Origin of the sequence: Enterobacter sp. HSTU-ASh6, from assembly GCF_026319105.1 — a bacterium.
GTDB classification, from domain to species: domain Bacteria; phylum Pseudomonadota; class Gammaproteobacteria; order Enterobacterales; family Enterobacteriaceae; genus Enterobacter; species Enterobacter sichuanensis.
This window is the reverse complement of sequence record NZ_WSPD01000003.1, coordinates 317,300-333,700: the sequence shown is the minus strand read 5'-3', so window position 1 is coordinate 333,700 and position 16,401 is coordinate 317,300. Positions and strand designations below refer to the sequence as shown.

Genomic DNA, 16,401 nt, shown 5'->3' with positions numbered 1-16,401 from the left:
CCGTGGGGAGACACCACCGGCACCTGGACGGCGCTGGAGCTGTGGCTGATGCGCCAGGGTATCCGGGTGGGGCACTCCCGGCCGTATCATCCGCAGACGCAGGGCAAGCTGGAGCGTTTTCACCGCAGCCTGAAGGCGGAAGTGCTGCAGGGGAAGTGGTTCGCGGACAGCGGTGAACTGCAGCGCGCCTTCGACCACTGGCGGACGGTCTATAACCTTGAACGGCCGCATGAGGCGCTGGATATGGCGGTACCGGGCTCGCGGTATCAGCCGTCATCGCGACGGTACAGCGGCAATACAACGCCCCCGGAATACGACGAGGGCGTGATGGTCAGGAAAGTGGATATCAGCGGAAAGCTGAGCGTGAAAGGGGTAAGTCTGAGCGCGGGTAAAGCGTTCAGGGGAGAACGGGTCGGACTGAAGGAGACGCAGGAGGATGGCTGCTATGAAGTGTGGTGGTACAGCACGAAAGTGGGGGTGATCGACCTGAAGAAAAAGTCGATCACCATGGGTAAAGGATGTTAAAAAGTGTTCACCATGTCCCCGAACACCTGTCTACCATGTCCCCGGACTGTACACGGGGAGAGGGGCGGGGTGAGGGGGGGGCAAAAAACGCCCCCCTCATACTTTCAGGACGCAGGTCTACTCTTCTTCAAACAGGCGTTCAATAGATTTGGTGGGATAAAAAAGCGAATGACTGTTTTCACCCGTCAGAGGGATAAAGCCCAGCTTCAGATAAAACCGTTTAGCCTGTTCGTTAATCGCATCGACAAAGAGTCCATGTACGCCTACCGCCTGGGATGCCAGGTAAACCACGCGCATAGCATGCGTGACGAGTGTTGTTCCCCACTCGCGTCCCTGCAGGTCTTTATGGACAGCCAGACGCCCCAGCGTCACGCTCGGTACGTTGATATAAGGGATCCGACGCTGCTGAGTCTTAGAAGGAAGCATCGCTTTTTCAAAGCAACTTCCGGACAGCGTGTAATAGCCCAGGACACGAGAATGGTCGCGATCTTTAAGCAGATAGCCGCGTAAAATACGCCCATTGTGCTGACGCACCAGATGGTCTGCCAGGAAGGAATTTAGCGAGGGTTCACCACAATCGAAATTCCTGAAATCATACTCTTCTCCCTCTGAAAACATTTCGATCGTGAGATTTTCCACGACGCTTCACTCCATGTTTCGAAGACGTTTTGCCGCTCGCTTCAGGCGTTCATTTGGCTCTGGCGGATTGTCGATGGCGTTCATCACGGCATTCCATGATGTTTCGTTTAAGACGAGACGCCGATGCTGTTCGATGACCTCTGCAGCACGTTCAGACGCACTGTTCACCATAAACTGGGTGATCGTTTGGTTCGTCATCGCCGCCGCCTCTTCAATCATTGTTTTGTCTTCGTCCGTCAGGCGAAGATCGATACGCTGTTTTTTAAGTGCTGGCATAATTGACTTTATCGTGTACGGTGTTTATCCGTACATATCGTAGAGACATCCGTCCTTTTTTTCAATCTAAACCTTCTTCAGCCGTCACATCGCTCACCTCACGGCGACGTTTTTTTAGCTTTAATTCACTCACCAGCACCCCGGCGACGATAAACGCTGCGCCCACCAGGGCCAGCAGCGGCAAACGCTCGCCCGCAAGCCGCCCAAAAATCCCTGCCCAGACCGGCTCCCCGGTATAGATCACCGTCGCCCGGGTCGGCGACACGCTGCGCTGCGCCCAGTTCATGGTCACCTGAATAATGGCGCTGAAAATGCCCAGCCCCAGCGCCACCACGACCAGCCCGGTGGACATTGGCGGTACCGACTCCCCTGCCGGCACCATTGTCGCAAATGCCACCAGCGACGCGGTGGCAAGCTGCACTACCGTCACGCGCTTGACGTCGACCTTCCCCGCCCAGGCGCTAATCAGAATAATTTCCGCCGCAATCGCAATCGCCCCGATCAGGGTAATAATCTCCCCCGTCCCCAGCGCCAGCAGATTGTTTTCCGGCCCGGCGAGCAGAATAAGGCCAATAAACGCCAGCACGATCCCGATGCAGGACATCAGCCCCGGCAGTCGCCCAAGGCACAGCCACTGCAGTAGCGGCACCAGCGGCACATACATGGCGGTAATAAAGGCGGATTTACTGCTGGAGATGGTCTGCAATCCCCACGTCTGCAGGCTGTAGCCCATCGCTATCGCCACCCCAATCGCCACGCCCGCCTTAAGCTCTTTCAGCGTCAGACCCCGCAGCGTGTTTAGCGAGCAGAGCCCCACGGCAATCGCCGCCGTCGCAAAGCGCAGGCCAACAAAAAAGAAGGGATCGCTAAGGGTCACCGCGTACTGGACGGCCAGAAACGTCCCGCCCCAGAACATGGTGATGAGAATAAGGATGGCTTCCTGAGGTTTAACAGAAAATTTGAAACGTGAGACAGACATGCGGCACTCGCAATGAAGAACAATTCCCTAGTGTGCGTTGCCTTTGGTTACAGTTCAATGTTGCAGAAATAAAAAAACCGCCGGGAAGCCCCGGCGGCAGGGAGATCAACCCGGCGACTTACTTATTGCCGCCATGGCTGTTTTTACCCCCTTTTTTGCCAGCCTCAGATGCGCGCTGAGGGTCATTTTTAAAATTACCCCCGCTATGCTGGCCACCTTTACGGCCTGCTTCTGATGCTCTTTCACGGTCTTCTGCGAAATTACCTGAACCACCACGATGGTTTGCCATCTCTAACCTCCAGAGTGTGAAACATTAGACATCATATTGCATTCAGTAAAAGAGGATTCTTTCACCTCGCGGCTCAAGGACAACGCCTTTATCTGTGCCGCGTGAAACTAAGCTTAGTGGAATGAGGTTATCCGGCAAGCCGAAGGTAATATCCTGCAACATGATCTCAGTCTTTCGGGTGAGATGACGCGGCGGTAATCCATAAGCCTTTCTTATCATTTTAAAAATCGGCAGCGGGAAAGTTGTATCATTTTGCTACAAAGCCATTTTTAGACCCATATTGTTATAAATCAAATAAATGGCGTTCATTTTTGCAGTCTGGCTGTGATGACATATCTTTAAAAGAGCGCAGCGATCCGCTGTCAGAGAAAACAAACGAGGAGTGATGCAAAATGGCAAAAGTTCTGGTGCTCTATTATTCCATGTATGGACACATTGAAACCATGGCTCACGCGGTAGCAGAGGGTGCAAACAAGGTGGACGGCGTTGAGGTTGTGGTGAAACGCGTACCGGAAACCATGCAGGCAGAAGCATTCGCAAAAGCCGGGGGTAAAACACAAAATGCCCCGGTGGCCACCCCGCAGGAACTGGCTGATTACGATGCCATCATCTTTGGCACCCCGACCCGCTTTGGCAATATGTCCGGCCAGATGCGTACCTTCCTCGATCAGACGGGCGGCCTGTGGGCTTCAGGCGCGTTATACGGCAAGCTCGCCAGCGTCTTCAGCTCCACCGGGACCGGCGGCGGCCAGGAACAGACGATTACCTCAACCTGGACTACCCTTGCTCATCACGGGATGGTGATTGTGCCGATTGGCTACGGGGCACAGGAGTTATTTGATATTTCTCAGGTACGTGGCGGTACGCCGTACGGCGCAACCACCATTGCCGGCGGCGATGGCTCCCGACAGCCGAGCAATGAAGAGCTCGCTATCGCCCGTTATCAGGGTGAATACGTCGCGGGTCTCGCCAAAAAACTGAACGGCTAACCCAACAGGAGGACAAGCATGCCAACGCAAGAATCAAAAGCTCACCACGTGGGTGAATGGGCAAGTTTACGCAACACCTCGCCGGAGATCGCCGAAGCCATTTTTGAAATCGCGAAGTATGACGAAAAACTGGCAGAGCAGATTTGGGAAGAAGGCAACGATGAAGTGCTGGTGCGCGCCTTCGAAAAAACGGACAAAGACTCGCTCTTCTGGGGTGAGCAAACCATCGAACGTAAAAACGTCTGAACGTTTCCCCCCGCCATGCGGGGGGTTATCCTCTATTTTGCCGCGTTGTTCATCACCGCATTGAATTTGTCGACAGGACAGAAGCCGTTCGCATCGACCGGACAGCCCTTCAGCTCAAGCGTCACGCGCTGCGCCGGAGATTGCAGCGACAGCACGCTGGCGTTACGCAGTTGCTCAGAGCTCTGATAGACATACTCAATTTTCATCAATTCCTGGTTGCTGTTTTTGTCATGCCAGCGCTGGAAGACAATTTTGCCGCCAATCGGGGTGCGTTCCTGCTGGTCGTGCAGCTGGTACGGTTTAAAATCCAGCGCCGTGAGCAGGGAAGCGATGTTTGAATCATGCCCCACCAGCAGGGTAATTTTCGGCGCTTTCGCCTGTTCGGTGACCAGGGTTTTATCGATGTATTTCACCAGCGGTTTGGCGACGTTTTGCGCCACCTCGGTAGAGGTAAACAGCGAGTCCTGATAACCGTTTTTCAGCTTCGACAGTACGCGCCACTGCTGGTCGGTTTTGATCTCTCCCCAAGCCACCTGGTCTGCCGGGAAACCTTCGTAATACTGCAGCGTAAAGGCGTCAACCAGCGAGTTACCCACCTTCAGCGGCCCGGAAACGCCTGGCTCTTTTTCGTAATCAGCGCTGAAGGTATCTTTCGCATCTGCCAGCGAGCAGACCTTTTTCTCTTTGCACGACGGCGACTCAGCGTAGTTCGTCATCTGCTCCAGCAGCTTGTAGCTTTCCGCAAGCTGCATTTTCTGCCGCTCGGCCTCCATCGCCTTCAGCGCTTTGTCGCGGAATTCAGGGGAGTTATCGGTAATCACCGGGTTAAAGGTCGGGTCCATGGTGCCCATTTTTTCCTGGTGATGAACAGGCACATCACAGCCCGGGAAGGCGCCGGTGATAAAGAACTGCGCGGTGGCGACGGTACGCTGCAGGCTGTTGGCATAGGCATACACCGCATCCGCTGGCGGGCACTCGCCGGTCTTGATCATCCCCTGCTGTGCCAGCCACTCGCGCATATAATGACCCATATAGACTTCCAGCACGCCGCCTTTGGTGGTGAGTTGACCGCCCGGCACTTCCCACTCAGGCCACTGCTTTGGCGTCGACTGCTCCAGCACGCTGCCGTTGTTGGCAAGCGGAGCGCGCAGGTTATGACGACTCATGATTAAAACTTGCTCCAGCTGATACCCTTCCGGCGTCTCTTGCGCCTGCACGCCAAACGTTGCTGAAATGGAACCGGCGACTGCCAGCGCGAGTAGTGCTTTTCTCATCCCTAATTCCTCACTCGTTTTAAAATGTCGCGTTCAGTGTGACAGAACCGTGACAATTTTCCGGGAAGCATTTCTCAAACTGATGATTAACACGCTTACGGTGAGCGTCGATTAGTTTTATAATAAAACCATACCCCACCGGAGAATGTGCTGTGAAACGTACCCGTCTTGAAGAGAGCCCCTGCCCCGTCGCCCGTTCGCTGGATATCATCGGTGACTGGTGGTCACTGCTGATTGTTCGCGACGCCCTCCGCGGGGTTACACGCTTTGGCGAGTTTCAGAAAAGCCTCGGGATTGCGAAAAACATGCTGACCACGCGGCTTAAACTGCTGGTTGACGAAGGTATTCTTCGGCTTCAGCCCGCCTCCGACGGCAGCGCCTGGCAGGAGTATGTCCTGACCGAGAAGGGACGCGCCCTGCAGACGGTGCTGGTTGCCCTGTCACAGTGGGGCAATGAATATTTATTTGCTGAACACGAATGCGGCACGGTCCTTGTCGATAGCGAAAAGCGCAAACCCCTGCGAAAACTGGCGCTTATCGCCGACGACGGTCGCGAACTGACCCCTGAGCAGATTGTGGCCAAACTCCCCTCCTGATCGCTCCCGCCAGCAAAAGCACAAAATGCCCACCAATTTGGTTGCATTATAAAACCAAATAGCAGAGAGTGGATTAAGTTTCATGTTGAAACCAAATAACCCACTTTGCTTTGAGGTAACACACGATGACTACGCCACGCTCTACCGCCCTGGTAACAGGTGCCTCTTCCGGAATTGGTGCTGTCTATGCCGATCGCCTTGCCGCTCGCGGCCTTAATCTGGTGCTTGTCGCCCGGCGTGAGGAACGACTGCAGGCGCTGGCCAGTGAACTGCGCGAACGCTATGACGTTGCGGTCGAGGTTCTGGTGGCCGATCTCACGGAGGAAGCCGGGATCCGCGCCGTGGAAGAGACGCTGCGCAGCAACACCGCCATCGATACGCTGATTAACAACGCGGGCACCGCACAGATGGCCCCGTTCCTCGCGGGTGATGTGGCCCGGCATCAGGCCATTAACACCCTGAACACCACGGCGCTGATGCGCTTAACGTATGCCATTCTGCCGCGCCTGGCAGAGAATAACCGCGGCACGCTTGTCAATATCGCGTCCGTGCTGGCTCTGCACGTGCGGGCGGGCAGCGCGCTCTACAGCGCCACCAAGGCGTGGGTGCTCAGCTTTACCCGCGGGCTGCAGGAAGAGTTTGCCGACAGCAACCTGCGCATTCAGGCGGTGTTGCCTGCCGCCACGGCGACGGAGATCTGGAGCCATTCCGGCGTCACGGTTAACGATCTGCCGGAAGGGTCAGTAATGACCACGGAAGATATGGTGGATGCGTCACTGGCGGGTCTGGATCAGGGTGAACTGATCACCATCCCGCCGATGCATGACGCTGGCCTGTGGGATCGCTACGAAACGGCGCGTCTGGAATTGTTTAACAGCGCGCGCACCGGTATTCCGGCCCCGCGCTACGTAAAACAGTAGCCTAACGCTCCAGCTGGTCGCCGTACTCAGTCATCCAGGCGGCCAGCGGCGAGAGAGCATTTTGCAGAGTAAGCCCGAGCGCGGTAATTTGGTACTCCACCCGCGGCGGGATCTCAGGGTAGACCGTACGCGTCACCAGCCCGCGCTGCTCGAACAGGCGAAGCTGCTTCGTCAGCTCTTTTTGCGTAATCGGGGCAGCCGCCCGCAGCAGATCGCCAAAGCGAACGGGCGTATTGAACACAATCAGGCGATAGAGAATGGGGATCGCCCATTTCCCGGAAATCAGATTGACAAACTGCGTCATCGGGCAGGTATACACCTCAGATTTTTTTTCGCAGCACACGTCCAGCCTTTCTGCCATTGCACACCTCTTGCCTCGTTAGTATCCATTTGGTACCTGATTTCCTTTCGATACTAACGTTTCTATAGTGTTTTCTCCAGAGACATTTCAGGAGAAGAATATGGGTCGTTTAACCGATAAGTATACGCTGATTACCGGCGGCACCAGCGGCATAGGTCTTGCTACCGCGCAGGCGTTTATCGCCGAAGGCGCACACGTCGCCGTCACCGGACGCAATCCCGACACGCTCGCCGAAGCAGAGCGCATTCTGGGCGAAAACGCCTGGGTGATCCCGACCGATGCGGGAGATATTGCTTCGCAAAAAGCGCTGGCGGAGACCCTTGCCGCCCGCTGGCCACGCCTGGACGCGGTCTTTCTCAACGCCGGTGATGTGACGCACGCGCCGCTGGAAGCGTGGCAGGAAGAGGCCTGGGATCGTCTGATGGGCATCAACCTGAAGGGACCATTCTTTTTAATTCAGGCACTGCTGCCGCTGCTGAATAATCCCTCCTCCGTAATCCTGTGCGGCTCCGTAAGCGCGCGCATCGGCCTGCCCACCAGCAGCGTGTATGCCGCGAGCAAGGCTGCCCTGCTGTCGCTGGCACGCACGTTGTCGGCGGAACTGCTGCCGCGCGGGATCCGCGTCAACGGCCTGAGCCCCGGTCCGGTGGAGACCCCGGCCTTTAACAAAACGGGCTTAAGCGAAGAAGCGCTTAACGCGATGATGGCGGAGATCATCAAGCTGGTTCCGCTGGGCAGAATGGGCTCCACGACGGAGCTGGCAAAAGCCGCGCTCTATCTGGCCTCCGACGAGTCCAGCTATACGGTAGGCACGGAGCTGCTGGTCGACGGCGGGATGGGAAGTTTGTAACTCAGAAGGCGCTGATGCCGGTGACAATGCCGACATACAGCGCCGCCCAGACGGCGGCAGAGAGCAGGCTCACCGCGTAAACCTTGACCACGTTAAGCCTGAGCATGCCTGCCGCCAGCGGTACGATATAGCGCAGTACCGCCAGGAAGCGCGCGCTGAACAGCACCAGCACGCCGTTTTTCTGCAGCTGATGTTGCACCCGCAAAAATTTACCGGCGTGTTTTGCGGTGAGGCGGGTTATCCATCGCGTGTGCCCCATCAGCTGGCCGATATGGAAGTTCAGCACTGAACCCACCGTTGCCCCCGTCACCACGGCCAGCCACGCCAGCGCCGGATGCATGCTCGCCTGACTCACGGTAATGCCGGTCAACAGCATCACCGAGGCAGGCGGCAGCACAGAGGAGATCAGCACCGTTGATTTACTCAGCGCCATCATAAATAACAGCGCGAAAAGATGTGCCGGATAGAGCGCAAAGTGATTCAGCAAAGTATCAAGCCACGTCATTTACTCTCCCCCGATGTAAATATCATTCTTCATTTAAAATGAATTCACTTAAATAAACCCTCAACGTCTTATTAATAAGATTCTTCTAAACCGTTCTTAAACATTTTTTAAATTCCTGAGCGGCAAAATTAATTAAGCGTATTATCCCTCTCGTTTTATACCCTAAATAATTCGAGTTGCAGGAAGGCGGCAAGGGAACGAATCCCCGGGAGCGTACACAAGTACGTGACTGGGGTGAGTGAGTGCAGCCAACGTACCTGCAACTTGAAGTATGACGGGTATACAACGATCTCGTTATGGCGAGGCTCCTGTACAAATACACGTTATCGCTCTGGTGGGTTCGAGAGAACCGGCACAGGGTAAAACAGGCACTGTCGAATCAAGGCTTTGTCAGTATAACTTCCCTTGCGGGATACGGTGTACAGTGCTGAACCCAGGACGTGGGGATCTCCTCTTCGACATGCCCTGTCTTGCTCGCCCCTGAGAGATTTTTATTATTCAAAGGGAATTCATTATGTCTTACGCTATTCACAACCAGAACCCGACATTCAATGACAGCGCCATCGCGCAGTATATGAATACCGATTTTATCGTCCTCGATATTTCATTATGCGTGGCGCTGGCGCGCGAGCAATTCTTCGAAAAATTAAAAGACGATGATATTCCGTCGCATATTTTCATTGAAGACCATGGCCGCCTGGCGGGAATGATTGCCGTGCGCCAGTTGCTGCAGACTTCCGATACGGTACAGCCGGTGAAATCGCTGATGATTTCGCAATTTTTACAGGTCAAACCGGAGGATGAACGTGCCGACGTTGCCGGACTGCTGGCCCACGGCGACGCGGATGTCGTGCCCGTGGTCACCCACGGGAAGCTCGTCGGCTGCCTGACCGAACGGGAAATCGCCCATCTGCTGGAAGATGACGTTACCGAAGATGCCCAGCTTCAGGGGGCGACGCTGCCGCTGGAGAAGCCCTATCTGGAAACCAGCGCTTTTAATCTGTGGAAAAAACGCTCCGTCTGGCTGCTGCTGCTGTTTGTCGCCGAAGCCTACACCAGCTCGGTCATTCAGCATTTCGAAGAGGCGCTGGAGTCCGCCATTGCGCTGGCGTTCTTTATCCCGCTGCTGATTGGCACAGGTGGCAACAGCGGAACGCAGATCACCTCCACGCTGGTGCGCGCCATGGCGCTGGGAGAGGTGCACCTGCGCGACGTCGGACGCGTGCTGCGCAAAGAGATGAGCACCTCGCTGATGATTGCCGCCACGCTGGGTCTTGCCGGGTGCATCCGGGCCTGGATGATGGGAATTGGGCTGGAAATCACGCTTATCGTCAGCCTGACGCTGGTGTGCATTACGCTGTGGAGCGCCATCGTCTCGTCCGTGATCCCGATGGTGCTCAAGCGCTGCGGCATTGACCCGGCGGTTGTCTCCGCACCGTTTATCGCGACGCTTATCGACGGTACCGGGCTGATTATTTACTTCAAAATCGCGCAATATACCCTTGGGCTGGAGTGATCTTGCGAGCACCGCTTTCCCGTGATTGCGGTGCTCACTGTGCTACACATCACCCAGTTGATGCGCAATCTCACGCAACTGCTGGGCCAGCGCCTGGAGGTTTTTCCCCTTCTCTCCTTTCGGCCCGGTAGACTGTCGCACCACCAGACGGGCAGGTAAAATCGAGGACATACGCAACGCATTATCTTCGCCGCTGTCCAGAATGCGGCGCACCGCCTCTTTACCCTGCAGATCTAAATCCAGTGAGACCGTGGTCAGCGCCGGGTAGAAGAACGAGCTTTCGTAAGTGTCATCATAGCCAATCACCGACTTCTCGCCCGGAATGGAAATCTGCTGCTGGTGGAAGGCGCTCAGTACGCCCAGCGCCATCTGGTCGTTGCCCACCAGCACGGCGGAAAACTGCGGCGTTTCACGCAGCATCTGCAGCGCACCGGCATACCCGCTCTGCGCATCCCAGTTGCCGCGGATCACCGAGGCGGGCTCCAGGCCGTAGCTTTTCAGGGTTTCGATCCAGCTTTTTAGCCTCAACTGTGCCGACACAGAGGACTCTGGCCCGGCCAGCAGGGCGATGTCGCGATGGCCCAGTTCGTAAAGGTATTTAACGCTGGCGCGGGTGCCGTCCGCCGGGTTAAACGAAACGTTAAACACGGAACTGTACGGGTCGACATCCAGGAACAGACAGACAATATCATCGTTGTCAGTCGCGATTTTCTGCGCCTCTTCGGCCTCCAGCGGCACGTTAATGATCACCTTGCTCACCCGCTGGGACTTCAGCTCGTTGATAGAATCCTGAATACTGTGGTTGACGTTCTCATCAATCATGGAAATCAGGACCTGATAACCTTCCACATTCGCATAGCGTTTTACCGCCGCAGCCACCTGAGAAGGGGCATGCAATGCGAGCGAAATCGTCACCAGTCCGACAGTCTGGGTCTGTTTGCCGACCAGTTGCTGAGCCAGGCGGTTGGGCACATACCGTAATAACTCTATGGATTTCTCCACCTTGCTACGCGTGGCGTCGGATACATTGGCAGATTTATTCAGTACCCTGGACACGGTCTGATAGGAGACGCCCGCATGGCGTGCCACGTCCTCTAACGTTGCGCTTTTCGACTTCATGGTCCGGTTCCTTATGTTGTTATGCGCTGATTGTAACAGGGGCGCTGGAAAAAAACGCTTACCGCCCTCTTTTCACTGGCACAACACCATCAAAAAGTATGACGCTCACAATGACATAACCTGCGACAAATCTCATCACCTGATACAAAATTGTCTATTTTATTTGCACTTAATCACACATTTATGATCATGCAATTGCCATACAAAAGGTTTAGGCATTTTATGACAGCGGATTTGTGAACGTATTACAAAACAATAAGAGGGTAACAATGAACACGACGATCCGCTCTGTATCCGTTGCGCTGGCTGCCGCGTTAGCGTCTCCATCGCTGTTTGCCGCGTCTTCGGTACCGATTGATTTCCATGGCTATCTTCGCTCCGGCGTGGGCGTCTCACGGGATGGTGGGATGGAGGAGTGGCAGAAGAATAAAATTGGCCGTCTGGGTAACGAAGCCGATACCTACGGCGAGCTGGAACTGGGCTCTGAGGTTTATAAAAAGAACGACGTAAGCTTTTATCTCGACAGCATGGTGAGCATGGTGTCTGACGGTTCTAACGATAACGAAACCACCTTTGGCGACGATGCCCAGTTTGGCCTGCGTCAGTTGAACCTGCAGATCAAGGGGCTGATTCCGGGCGATCCCAACGCGGTGATCTGGGGTGGGAAGCGCTATTACCAGCGCCATGACCTGCACATCATCGACACCAAATACTGGAATATCTCGGGATCCGGCGCAGGTATCGAGAACTATACGCTCGGCCCTGGCGCGGTCTCCGTGGCGTGGATCCGCGGCGATGCCAACGACGTGGACTACCGCGTTGACGGTGATAACGACGTGAACATCAACTATATCGATCTGCGCTATGCGGGCTGGAAACCGTGGGCAGGCGCCTGGACCGAAGTCGGCATCGACTACGCCATGCCAAACCCGACCAACAAGCAGAAAGAGTACGGCGGGCTGTACGAGGCCGACAACGGCGTGATGGTAACCGGCGAGATCAGCCAGGACATGCTGGGAGGATACAACAAGCTGGTGTTGCAGTATGCCAACAAAGGCCTGGCGCAGAACATGGTGTCCCAGGGGGGCGGCTGGTACGACATGTGGAACGATGTGAACGATGCCAGCGGCTACCGCGTGATCAATACCGGCTTAATTCCCATCACCGACAAGCTCTCCTTCAACCACGTGTTGACCTGGGGTTCGGCGGACGACACGACGCAATATACCGATAAATCGCGCCTGATTTCCCTTGTCGGCCGCGCGCAGTACCAGTTTACCGAGTATGTCCGCCTGATTGGCGAAGTGGGTGGTTTCTACCAGAAAGACACCTACACCGACGGGTCTGACTACAAGCAGAGCGGCGAGAAATACACCCTTGCCCTCGGCCTGGCCGATGGCCCTGACTTTATGTCGCGTCCGGAACTGCGTGTGTTTGCGTCTTACCTGAATGATTCCGAAAAAGGGAAATCCTTCGAGGACGGCACCGCGAATAATACCTGGAACTTTGGGGTGCAGGTCGAAGCCTGGTGGTAAACCTTCATTTTTAAAATGCGTTAATCGTTATTGTATCTCCAGCTAATTGCAGCATATATCTCTGCTCAGGGATAGCCATTATTTTGGCTATCCCTTTTTTATATTTACTGATTAAAGTGTTCATCTAATAACTGACGTAAGGCATCAGACTGCCTGCCAAAGATGGCGTGCACCTGCTGACCGATAATAATTACGCCCAGCGCCCCTTCATTCTGTAACGCCTCAGAGTCAACCTTATTTAAATCTTTAACCGTCACGCGCAGGCGGGTAATGCAGGCTTCGACGTGTTCGATATTATCGTCACCGCCAAACGCGGGAATTAAACGCTGGGTAATTTGACTGTCCATAATACGCCTCATTCTATGCAGATAAAAAAATGCCTGCTCGTGGAGCAGGCTCTTTGCCTTTTTGCCCGGCGGCGCTGCGCTTGCACGGGCCTACAGGTTGGGTAGGCCGGGTTAGCGCAGCGCCACCCGGCAATAAAACCGCACTACGCTTTACGCCTGAGCACCCGACAGTCCCACGGCAGCAGCACGGTATCGCCCGCGGCGGCGGCGTCTGTCATGCAGTCGGTATACCCTTGCGGCAGCGTGATGTACTGCTGCTGTGCCGTGTAGTTCTGCACAAACACCCAGCTGGTTTCGCCGTCCGTGCGCGCCGTGGCAACCACGCCCGGCGGGAGTTCACTCTCGATGGCGCGCGGCAGCGCCAGCTCGTTGATAATCCCGGCGAAGAAATCGCGCTGGAACGGCAGATCGTTGCGCGAAGCGACGTGCCACGCCTTGCCTTTACCGACGCGGTTGACCGTGACAGCAGGGCGACCGGCGTAGAAATCATCACGGTAGGTCGCCAGCACCTGTGCGGACTCCGCGTGGATCAGCTCGCATAAATGCCGCACCTGATACGGCCCCTGCAGGCCTGCCGCGTTGCCCGCCAGCCCCTGAACCAGATTGCGTTCCCCCTCGCCCAGGCAGTCGATCTCTTCTGCCCAGATGCCCAGCAGCTTGCGCAGCGGCCCGGGGAAACCGCCCAGATGACAGAGATCGGTCTCATCCACCACGCCGGTCCAGTAGGTCGTCACCAGATGTCCGCCATTAGCCACAAAGGCTTCTGCCCGCCCGGCAAATCCTTCGCGTACCATGTAAAGCATGGGGGCTATCACCAGCGCGTACTGGCTCAGATCGCCGTCAGCGTCAATGACATCCACCGCGATGCCTTTTTCCCAGAACGGACGATAGTGCTCGTTGACGGTTTTTTCGTACTCCATTCCCATATTGCGCGGACCTTCGGCATCGTCCAGCGCCCAGCGGTTTTGCTGGTCGAAGACGATCGCCACCCGGGCCTCGGTACGGCAGCCGACCACACCCGACAGGCGGGCCAGCATCTCGCCCAGGCGCGTCACTTCACGCCCGACGCGGGTATCCAGATGGCCCACGTGGTCGATAACCGCGCCGTGGAATTTTTCCACCGACCCGCGGCTTTTACGCCACTGGAAGTACTGCACCGAATCTGCCCCGTGCGCCACCGCCTGCATTGACGAGAGAATATGCATCCCCGGCTTTTTCAGCTTGCTGGTCGGCTGCCAGTTGGTGGTGCTCGGCGTTGACTCCATCAGCACGAAGGGCTTACCGCCCTTCAGGCTGCGCATCATGTCATGATACATGGCGGTGTAGCAGGCAAGCGCCGTTTCGTCTTTCTCCCGGTGCCACATCGGGTAGCTGTCCCAGGAGATAAAGTCGATCGCCTTCGCAAGCTGCCAGTAGTCGTAGTCGTAGAAATACTCCATAAAGTTGGTGGTCACCGGCAGTTCGGCATTCGCGGCTTTTAGCGGGGCCACTTCATGGCGGCAGAAATCGGTCACCTGCGCGGTATTGAAGCGACGCCAGTCGAGGTTCAGGCCGTGAATCGACACTTCTCCCTGCGGCGCGGGGGACGCAATCTGCGACCAGTCGGTATAGGTATGGCTCCAGAAGGTGCTCCACCACGCGTGGTTCAGCGCGTCGAGGGTTTTGTAACGCGCTTTCAGCCAGTCGCGGAAGCGTGCCTGGCACAGATCACAGTGGCATTCACCGCCGTACTCATTGGAGATATGCCAGCCCAGCACCGCCGGATGGTGGGAATAACGCTCCGCCAGCAGGCCGTTTATTTTGAGCGTTTTCGCGCGGTAGACCGGGGATGACATGCAGTGGTTATGACGGCCTCCGTGCAGCGCGGGCACGCGGTTGCGCCCGACGCGCAGCACCTCAGGGTATTTTTGCGACATCCACGCCGGACGCGCGCCGCTTGGCGTCGCCAGGAAAATATGAATACCTGCCGCATAGAGTTTTTCAATAATATTATCCAGCCACGCAAAATCATATTCCCCTTCACGCGGCTCCAGCTTCGCCCAGCTAAATATGCCCACCGACATGACATTACATTTCGCCTGCTGCATCATGGCGATATCTTGCTCAATAATACCGGGATAATTCTCCCACTGCTCCGGGTTATAGTCGGCGCCATGCAATAACGCCGCGACCTTTGGGCTTAAAGGCGCAAATTTATTCATATTGAAAACGTCCTGAATGGAGATAAAAATTATTTAAATACCGTTATTGATGGCAGCACTTTTCCCTGGCAATCAAATAATGCCTGATTCTCACGGGCATTCCCCTCTTTCCATTCGTCATGGATATATTTCATGCCGGCTTTGGTCGCCCACGTGGTGCCCGGGACGGCAATCCAGGTGGGCTCCCAATAAAAGATGCCTTTGCCGCGCTGGTCCGGAACATCAATAACGGCCTGCATTAAATCGTGAATATAATCGTACTGACCCTGAACGGTACCCGGATAGCCGCCGTCTTTTTCTTCTTTCGCCTGGAAACTGTTTTCGGCGTTATCGCAGTTGTCGAGCGTATAGCCGTAGGCCGCTTCCACCACAATCACATCTTTGTTATAGCGCTTGCTGATGTCATCCATATTGGCTTTCAGCGCGCTTATCGGGCCGTTCCAGTAGGTGTACATCGACAGGCCGATAATATCGAACGGCACGTTGCGCCTGGTGATTTCATCAAACCACCAGCGGAAGGTGTCATTTTTGGTGCCTTCGGCCAGATGCAGCATGATTTTCACCTGCTCGCCGTCAGTCAGATTCTCCTTTAGCCCGCCAATGGCGGCAGTAAGCAGCCCGGCCAGGCGGTCAAATTCGCCGCCGCCCTGCCCCCAGCTTTTTCCTTCCGGCCACAGCATGCCGCCGTTGATTTCGTTACCGATCTGCACCATGTCCGGCAGGACGCCCTCTTTCTTAAAGCGGGCAATGGTGTCGCGGGTGTAGTCATGGATCGCCGTTTTAAGCTGCGGGTAGTCCATCTTCTCCCAGGCTTTTGGCTTGAACTGTTTGCCCGGATCGGTCCAGAAATCGCTGTAGTGGAAGTCGAGCAGCAGCTTCAGCCCCTGCGCCTTCACGCGCTTCGCCAGCGCAATCGTGTTTTCGAGATTGTTACTGCCGCCGCCGTAGGTATTGCCATCCGCATCCTGCGGGTCAACCCACAGGCGCAGGCGCACGGTGTTCACGCCGTTGGCTTTGAGGATAGCAATCGCGTCCTGCTGCTGGCCGTTCTGGTTATAGAATTTCGCGCCGTGTTGTTCTGCTTCCAGCAGGGTCGAAATATCCGCCCCCTTAATAAAATCCGCCGGCATGGCGTTAAAGGGACGCGTTTTTACCGCGTCGGCAGCAAACGCACTCGCGGCAAGGCCACATGAGAGGCAAACGGCGAGCAAAGCAGGTTTGAGTCTTTTCATGA

19 protein-coding genes and 1 riboswitch are annotated in these 16,401 nt (G+C 55.7%); of the genes, 8 read left to right on the top strand and 11 right to left on the bottom strand.

Annotated elements, in window-relative coordinates; all coding sequences use genetic code 11:
- The coding region (locus GM298_RS05610) for an integrase core domain-containing protein (RefSeq protein ID WP_266153767.1) at positions 1–525 on the top strand (525 nt) is incomplete at its 5' end.
- 117 nt (positions 526–642) lie between these two features.
- On the opposite strand, the gene GM298_RS05605 is transcribed toward GM298_RS05610, so the two are convergent.
- The 4 genes from GM298_RS05605 to GM298_RS05590 form a co-directional block, all read right to left on the bottom strand.
- A complete protein-coding gene (locus GM298_RS05605; protein ID WP_266153766.1) occupies positions 643–1,164 on the bottom strand; it encodes a GNAT family N-acetyltransferase in 522 nt (173 codons plus the stop codon).
- A gap of 6 nt (positions 1,165–1,170) precedes the next feature.
- Positions 1,171–1,440 (bottom strand): DUF1778 domain-containing protein, encoded by a 270-nt coding sequence (locus GM298_RS05600; protein WP_025755885.1) that lies wholly within the window; start codon positions 1,438–1,440, stop codon positions 1,171–1,173.
- A 61-nt stretch (positions 1,441–1,501) separates the two neighbouring features.
- Positions 1,502–2,419 carry a DMT family transporter gene (locus tag GM298_RS05595; RefSeq protein ID WP_025755886.1) on the bottom strand — a complete coding sequence of 306 codons (918 nt, stop codon included), beginning with the start codon at positions 2,417–2,419 and terminating at the stop codon, positions 1,502–1,504.
- 118 nt (positions 2,420–2,537) lie between these two features.
- A complete protein-coding gene (locus GM298_RS05590; RefSeq protein WP_013097201.1) occupies positions 2,538–2,708 on the bottom strand; it encodes a general stress protein in 171 nt (56 codons plus the stop codon).
- Between the two features lie 392 nt (positions 2,709–3,100).
- On the opposite strand from GM298_RS05590, the gene wrbA reads away from it, so the two are divergent.
- Together wrbA and GM298_RS05580 are read left to right on the top strand one after the other, a co-directional pair.
- A complete protein-coding gene (wrbA, locus tag GM298_RS05585; protein ID WP_025755888.1) occupies positions 3,101–3,697 on the top strand; it encodes an NAD(P)H:quinone oxidoreductase in 597 nt (198 codons plus the stop codon).
- Positions 3,698–3,715: 18 nt separating this feature from the next.
- Positions 3,716–3,943 (top strand): YccJ family protein, encoded by a 228-nt coding sequence (locus GM298_RS05580; RefSeq protein WP_045284636.1) that lies wholly within the window; start codon positions 3,716–3,718, stop codon positions 3,941–3,943.
- Positions 3,944–3,975: 32 nt separating this feature from the next.
- Here GM298_RS05580 and agp read toward each other — a convergent pair whose 3' ends face one another.
- Positions 3,976–5,217 carry a bifunctional glucose-1-phosphatase/inositol phosphatase gene (gene agp / locus GM298_RS05575; protein WP_047958236.1) on the bottom strand — a complete coding sequence of 414 codons (1,242 nt, stop codon included), beginning with the start codon at positions 5,215–5,217 and terminating at the stop codon, positions 3,976–3,978.
- 152 nt (positions 5,218–5,369) lie between these two features.
- Between agp and GM298_RS05570 the strand changes: the two genes are divergently transcribed.
- Together GM298_RS05570 and GM298_RS05565 are read left to right on the top strand one after the other, a co-directional pair.
- Positions 5,370–5,813: a winged helix-turn-helix transcriptional regulator gene (locus tag GM298_RS05570; RefSeq protein WP_047958235.1), complete on the top strand. Its 444-nt coding sequence runs from the start codon at positions 5,370–5,372 to the stop codon at positions 5,811–5,813.
- 125 nt (positions 5,814–5,938) lie between these two features.
- Positions 5,939–6,733 carry an SDR family NAD(P)-dependent oxidoreductase gene (locus tag GM298_RS05565; protein ID WP_059385531.1) on the top strand — a complete coding sequence of 265 codons (795 nt, stop codon included), beginning with the start codon at positions 5,939–5,941 and terminating at the stop codon, positions 6,731–6,733.
- 1 nt (position 6,734) lies between these two features.
- Here GM298_RS05565 and GM298_RS05560 read toward each other — a convergent pair whose 3' ends face one another.
- Entirely contained in the window at positions 6,735–7,094 is a 360-nt protein-coding gene (locus GM298_RS05560) for a winged helix-turn-helix transcriptional regulator (RefSeq protein ID WP_126800315.1), read from the bottom strand.
- A 100-nt stretch (positions 7,095–7,194) separates the two neighbouring features.
- Between GM298_RS05560 and GM298_RS05555 the strand changes: the two genes are divergently transcribed.
- Entirely contained in the window at positions 7,195–7,944 is a 750-nt protein-coding gene (locus tag GM298_RS05555; RefSeq protein ID WP_025755893.1) for an SDR family oxidoreductase, read from the top strand.
- A 1-nt stretch (position 7,945) separates the two neighbouring features.
- On the opposite strand, the gene GM298_RS05550 is transcribed toward GM298_RS05555, so the two are convergent.
- Positions 7,946–8,449, bottom strand: coding sequence for a DedA family protein (locus GM298_RS05550; RefSeq protein ID WP_266153765.1), 504 nt, complete (start codon positions 8,447–8,449; stop codon positions 7,946–7,948).
- A gap of 283 nt (positions 8,450–8,732) precedes the next feature.
- Positions 8,733–8,902: riboswitch (M-box (ykoK) riboswitch) on the top strand.
- A gap of 61 nt (positions 8,903–8,963) precedes the next feature.
- Here GM298_RS05550 and GM298_RS05545 point away from each other — a divergent pair.
- Entirely contained in the window at positions 8,964–9,965 is a 1,002-nt protein-coding gene (locus tag GM298_RS05545) for a magnesium transporter (RefSeq protein ID WP_045284640.1), read from the top strand.
- A gap of 42 nt (positions 9,966–10,007) precedes the next feature.
- On the opposite strand, the gene GM298_RS05540 is transcribed toward GM298_RS05545, so the two are convergent.
- On the bottom strand, positions 10,008–11,084 hold the full coding sequence (locus tag GM298_RS05540) for a LacI family DNA-binding transcriptional regulator (RefSeq protein WP_095449509.1): 1,077 nt from the start codon (positions 11,082–11,084) through the stop codon (positions 10,008–10,010).
- Between the two features lie 269 nt (positions 11,085–11,353).
- Here GM298_RS05540 and GM298_RS05535 point away from each other — a divergent pair, with 269 nt between their 5' ends.
- On the top strand, positions 11,354–12,619 hold the full coding sequence (locus tag GM298_RS05535) for a maltoporin (RefSeq protein ID WP_025755897.1): 1,266 nt from the start codon (positions 11,354–11,356) through the stop codon (positions 12,617–12,619).
- A gap of 104 nt (positions 12,620–12,723) precedes the next feature.
- On the opposite strand, the gene GM298_RS05530 is transcribed toward GM298_RS05535, so the two are convergent.
- From GM298_RS05530 to GM298_RS05520, 3 genes are all read right to left on the bottom strand, one after another.
- The gene (locus GM298_RS05530) at positions 12,724–12,966 is read right to left on the bottom strand and encodes a PTS transporter subunit EIIB (RefSeq protein WP_013097212.1); all 243 of its coding nucleotides are present in this window, start codon (positions 12,964–12,966) and stop codon (positions 12,724–12,726) included.
- Between the two features lie 143 nt (positions 12,967–13,109).
- Positions 13,110–15,167 (bottom strand): beta-galactosidase, encoded by a 2,058-nt coding sequence (locus GM298_RS05525; protein WP_095449506.1) that lies wholly within the window; start codon positions 15,165–15,167, stop codon positions 13,110–13,112.
- Positions 15,168–15,196: 29 nt separating this feature from the next.
- A complete protein-coding gene (locus GM298_RS05520; protein ID WP_262783531.1) occupies positions 15,197–16,399 on the bottom strand; it encodes a glycoside hydrolase family 53 protein in 1,203 nt (400 codons plus the stop codon).
- Positions 16,400–16,401: the final 2 nt, after the last annotated feature.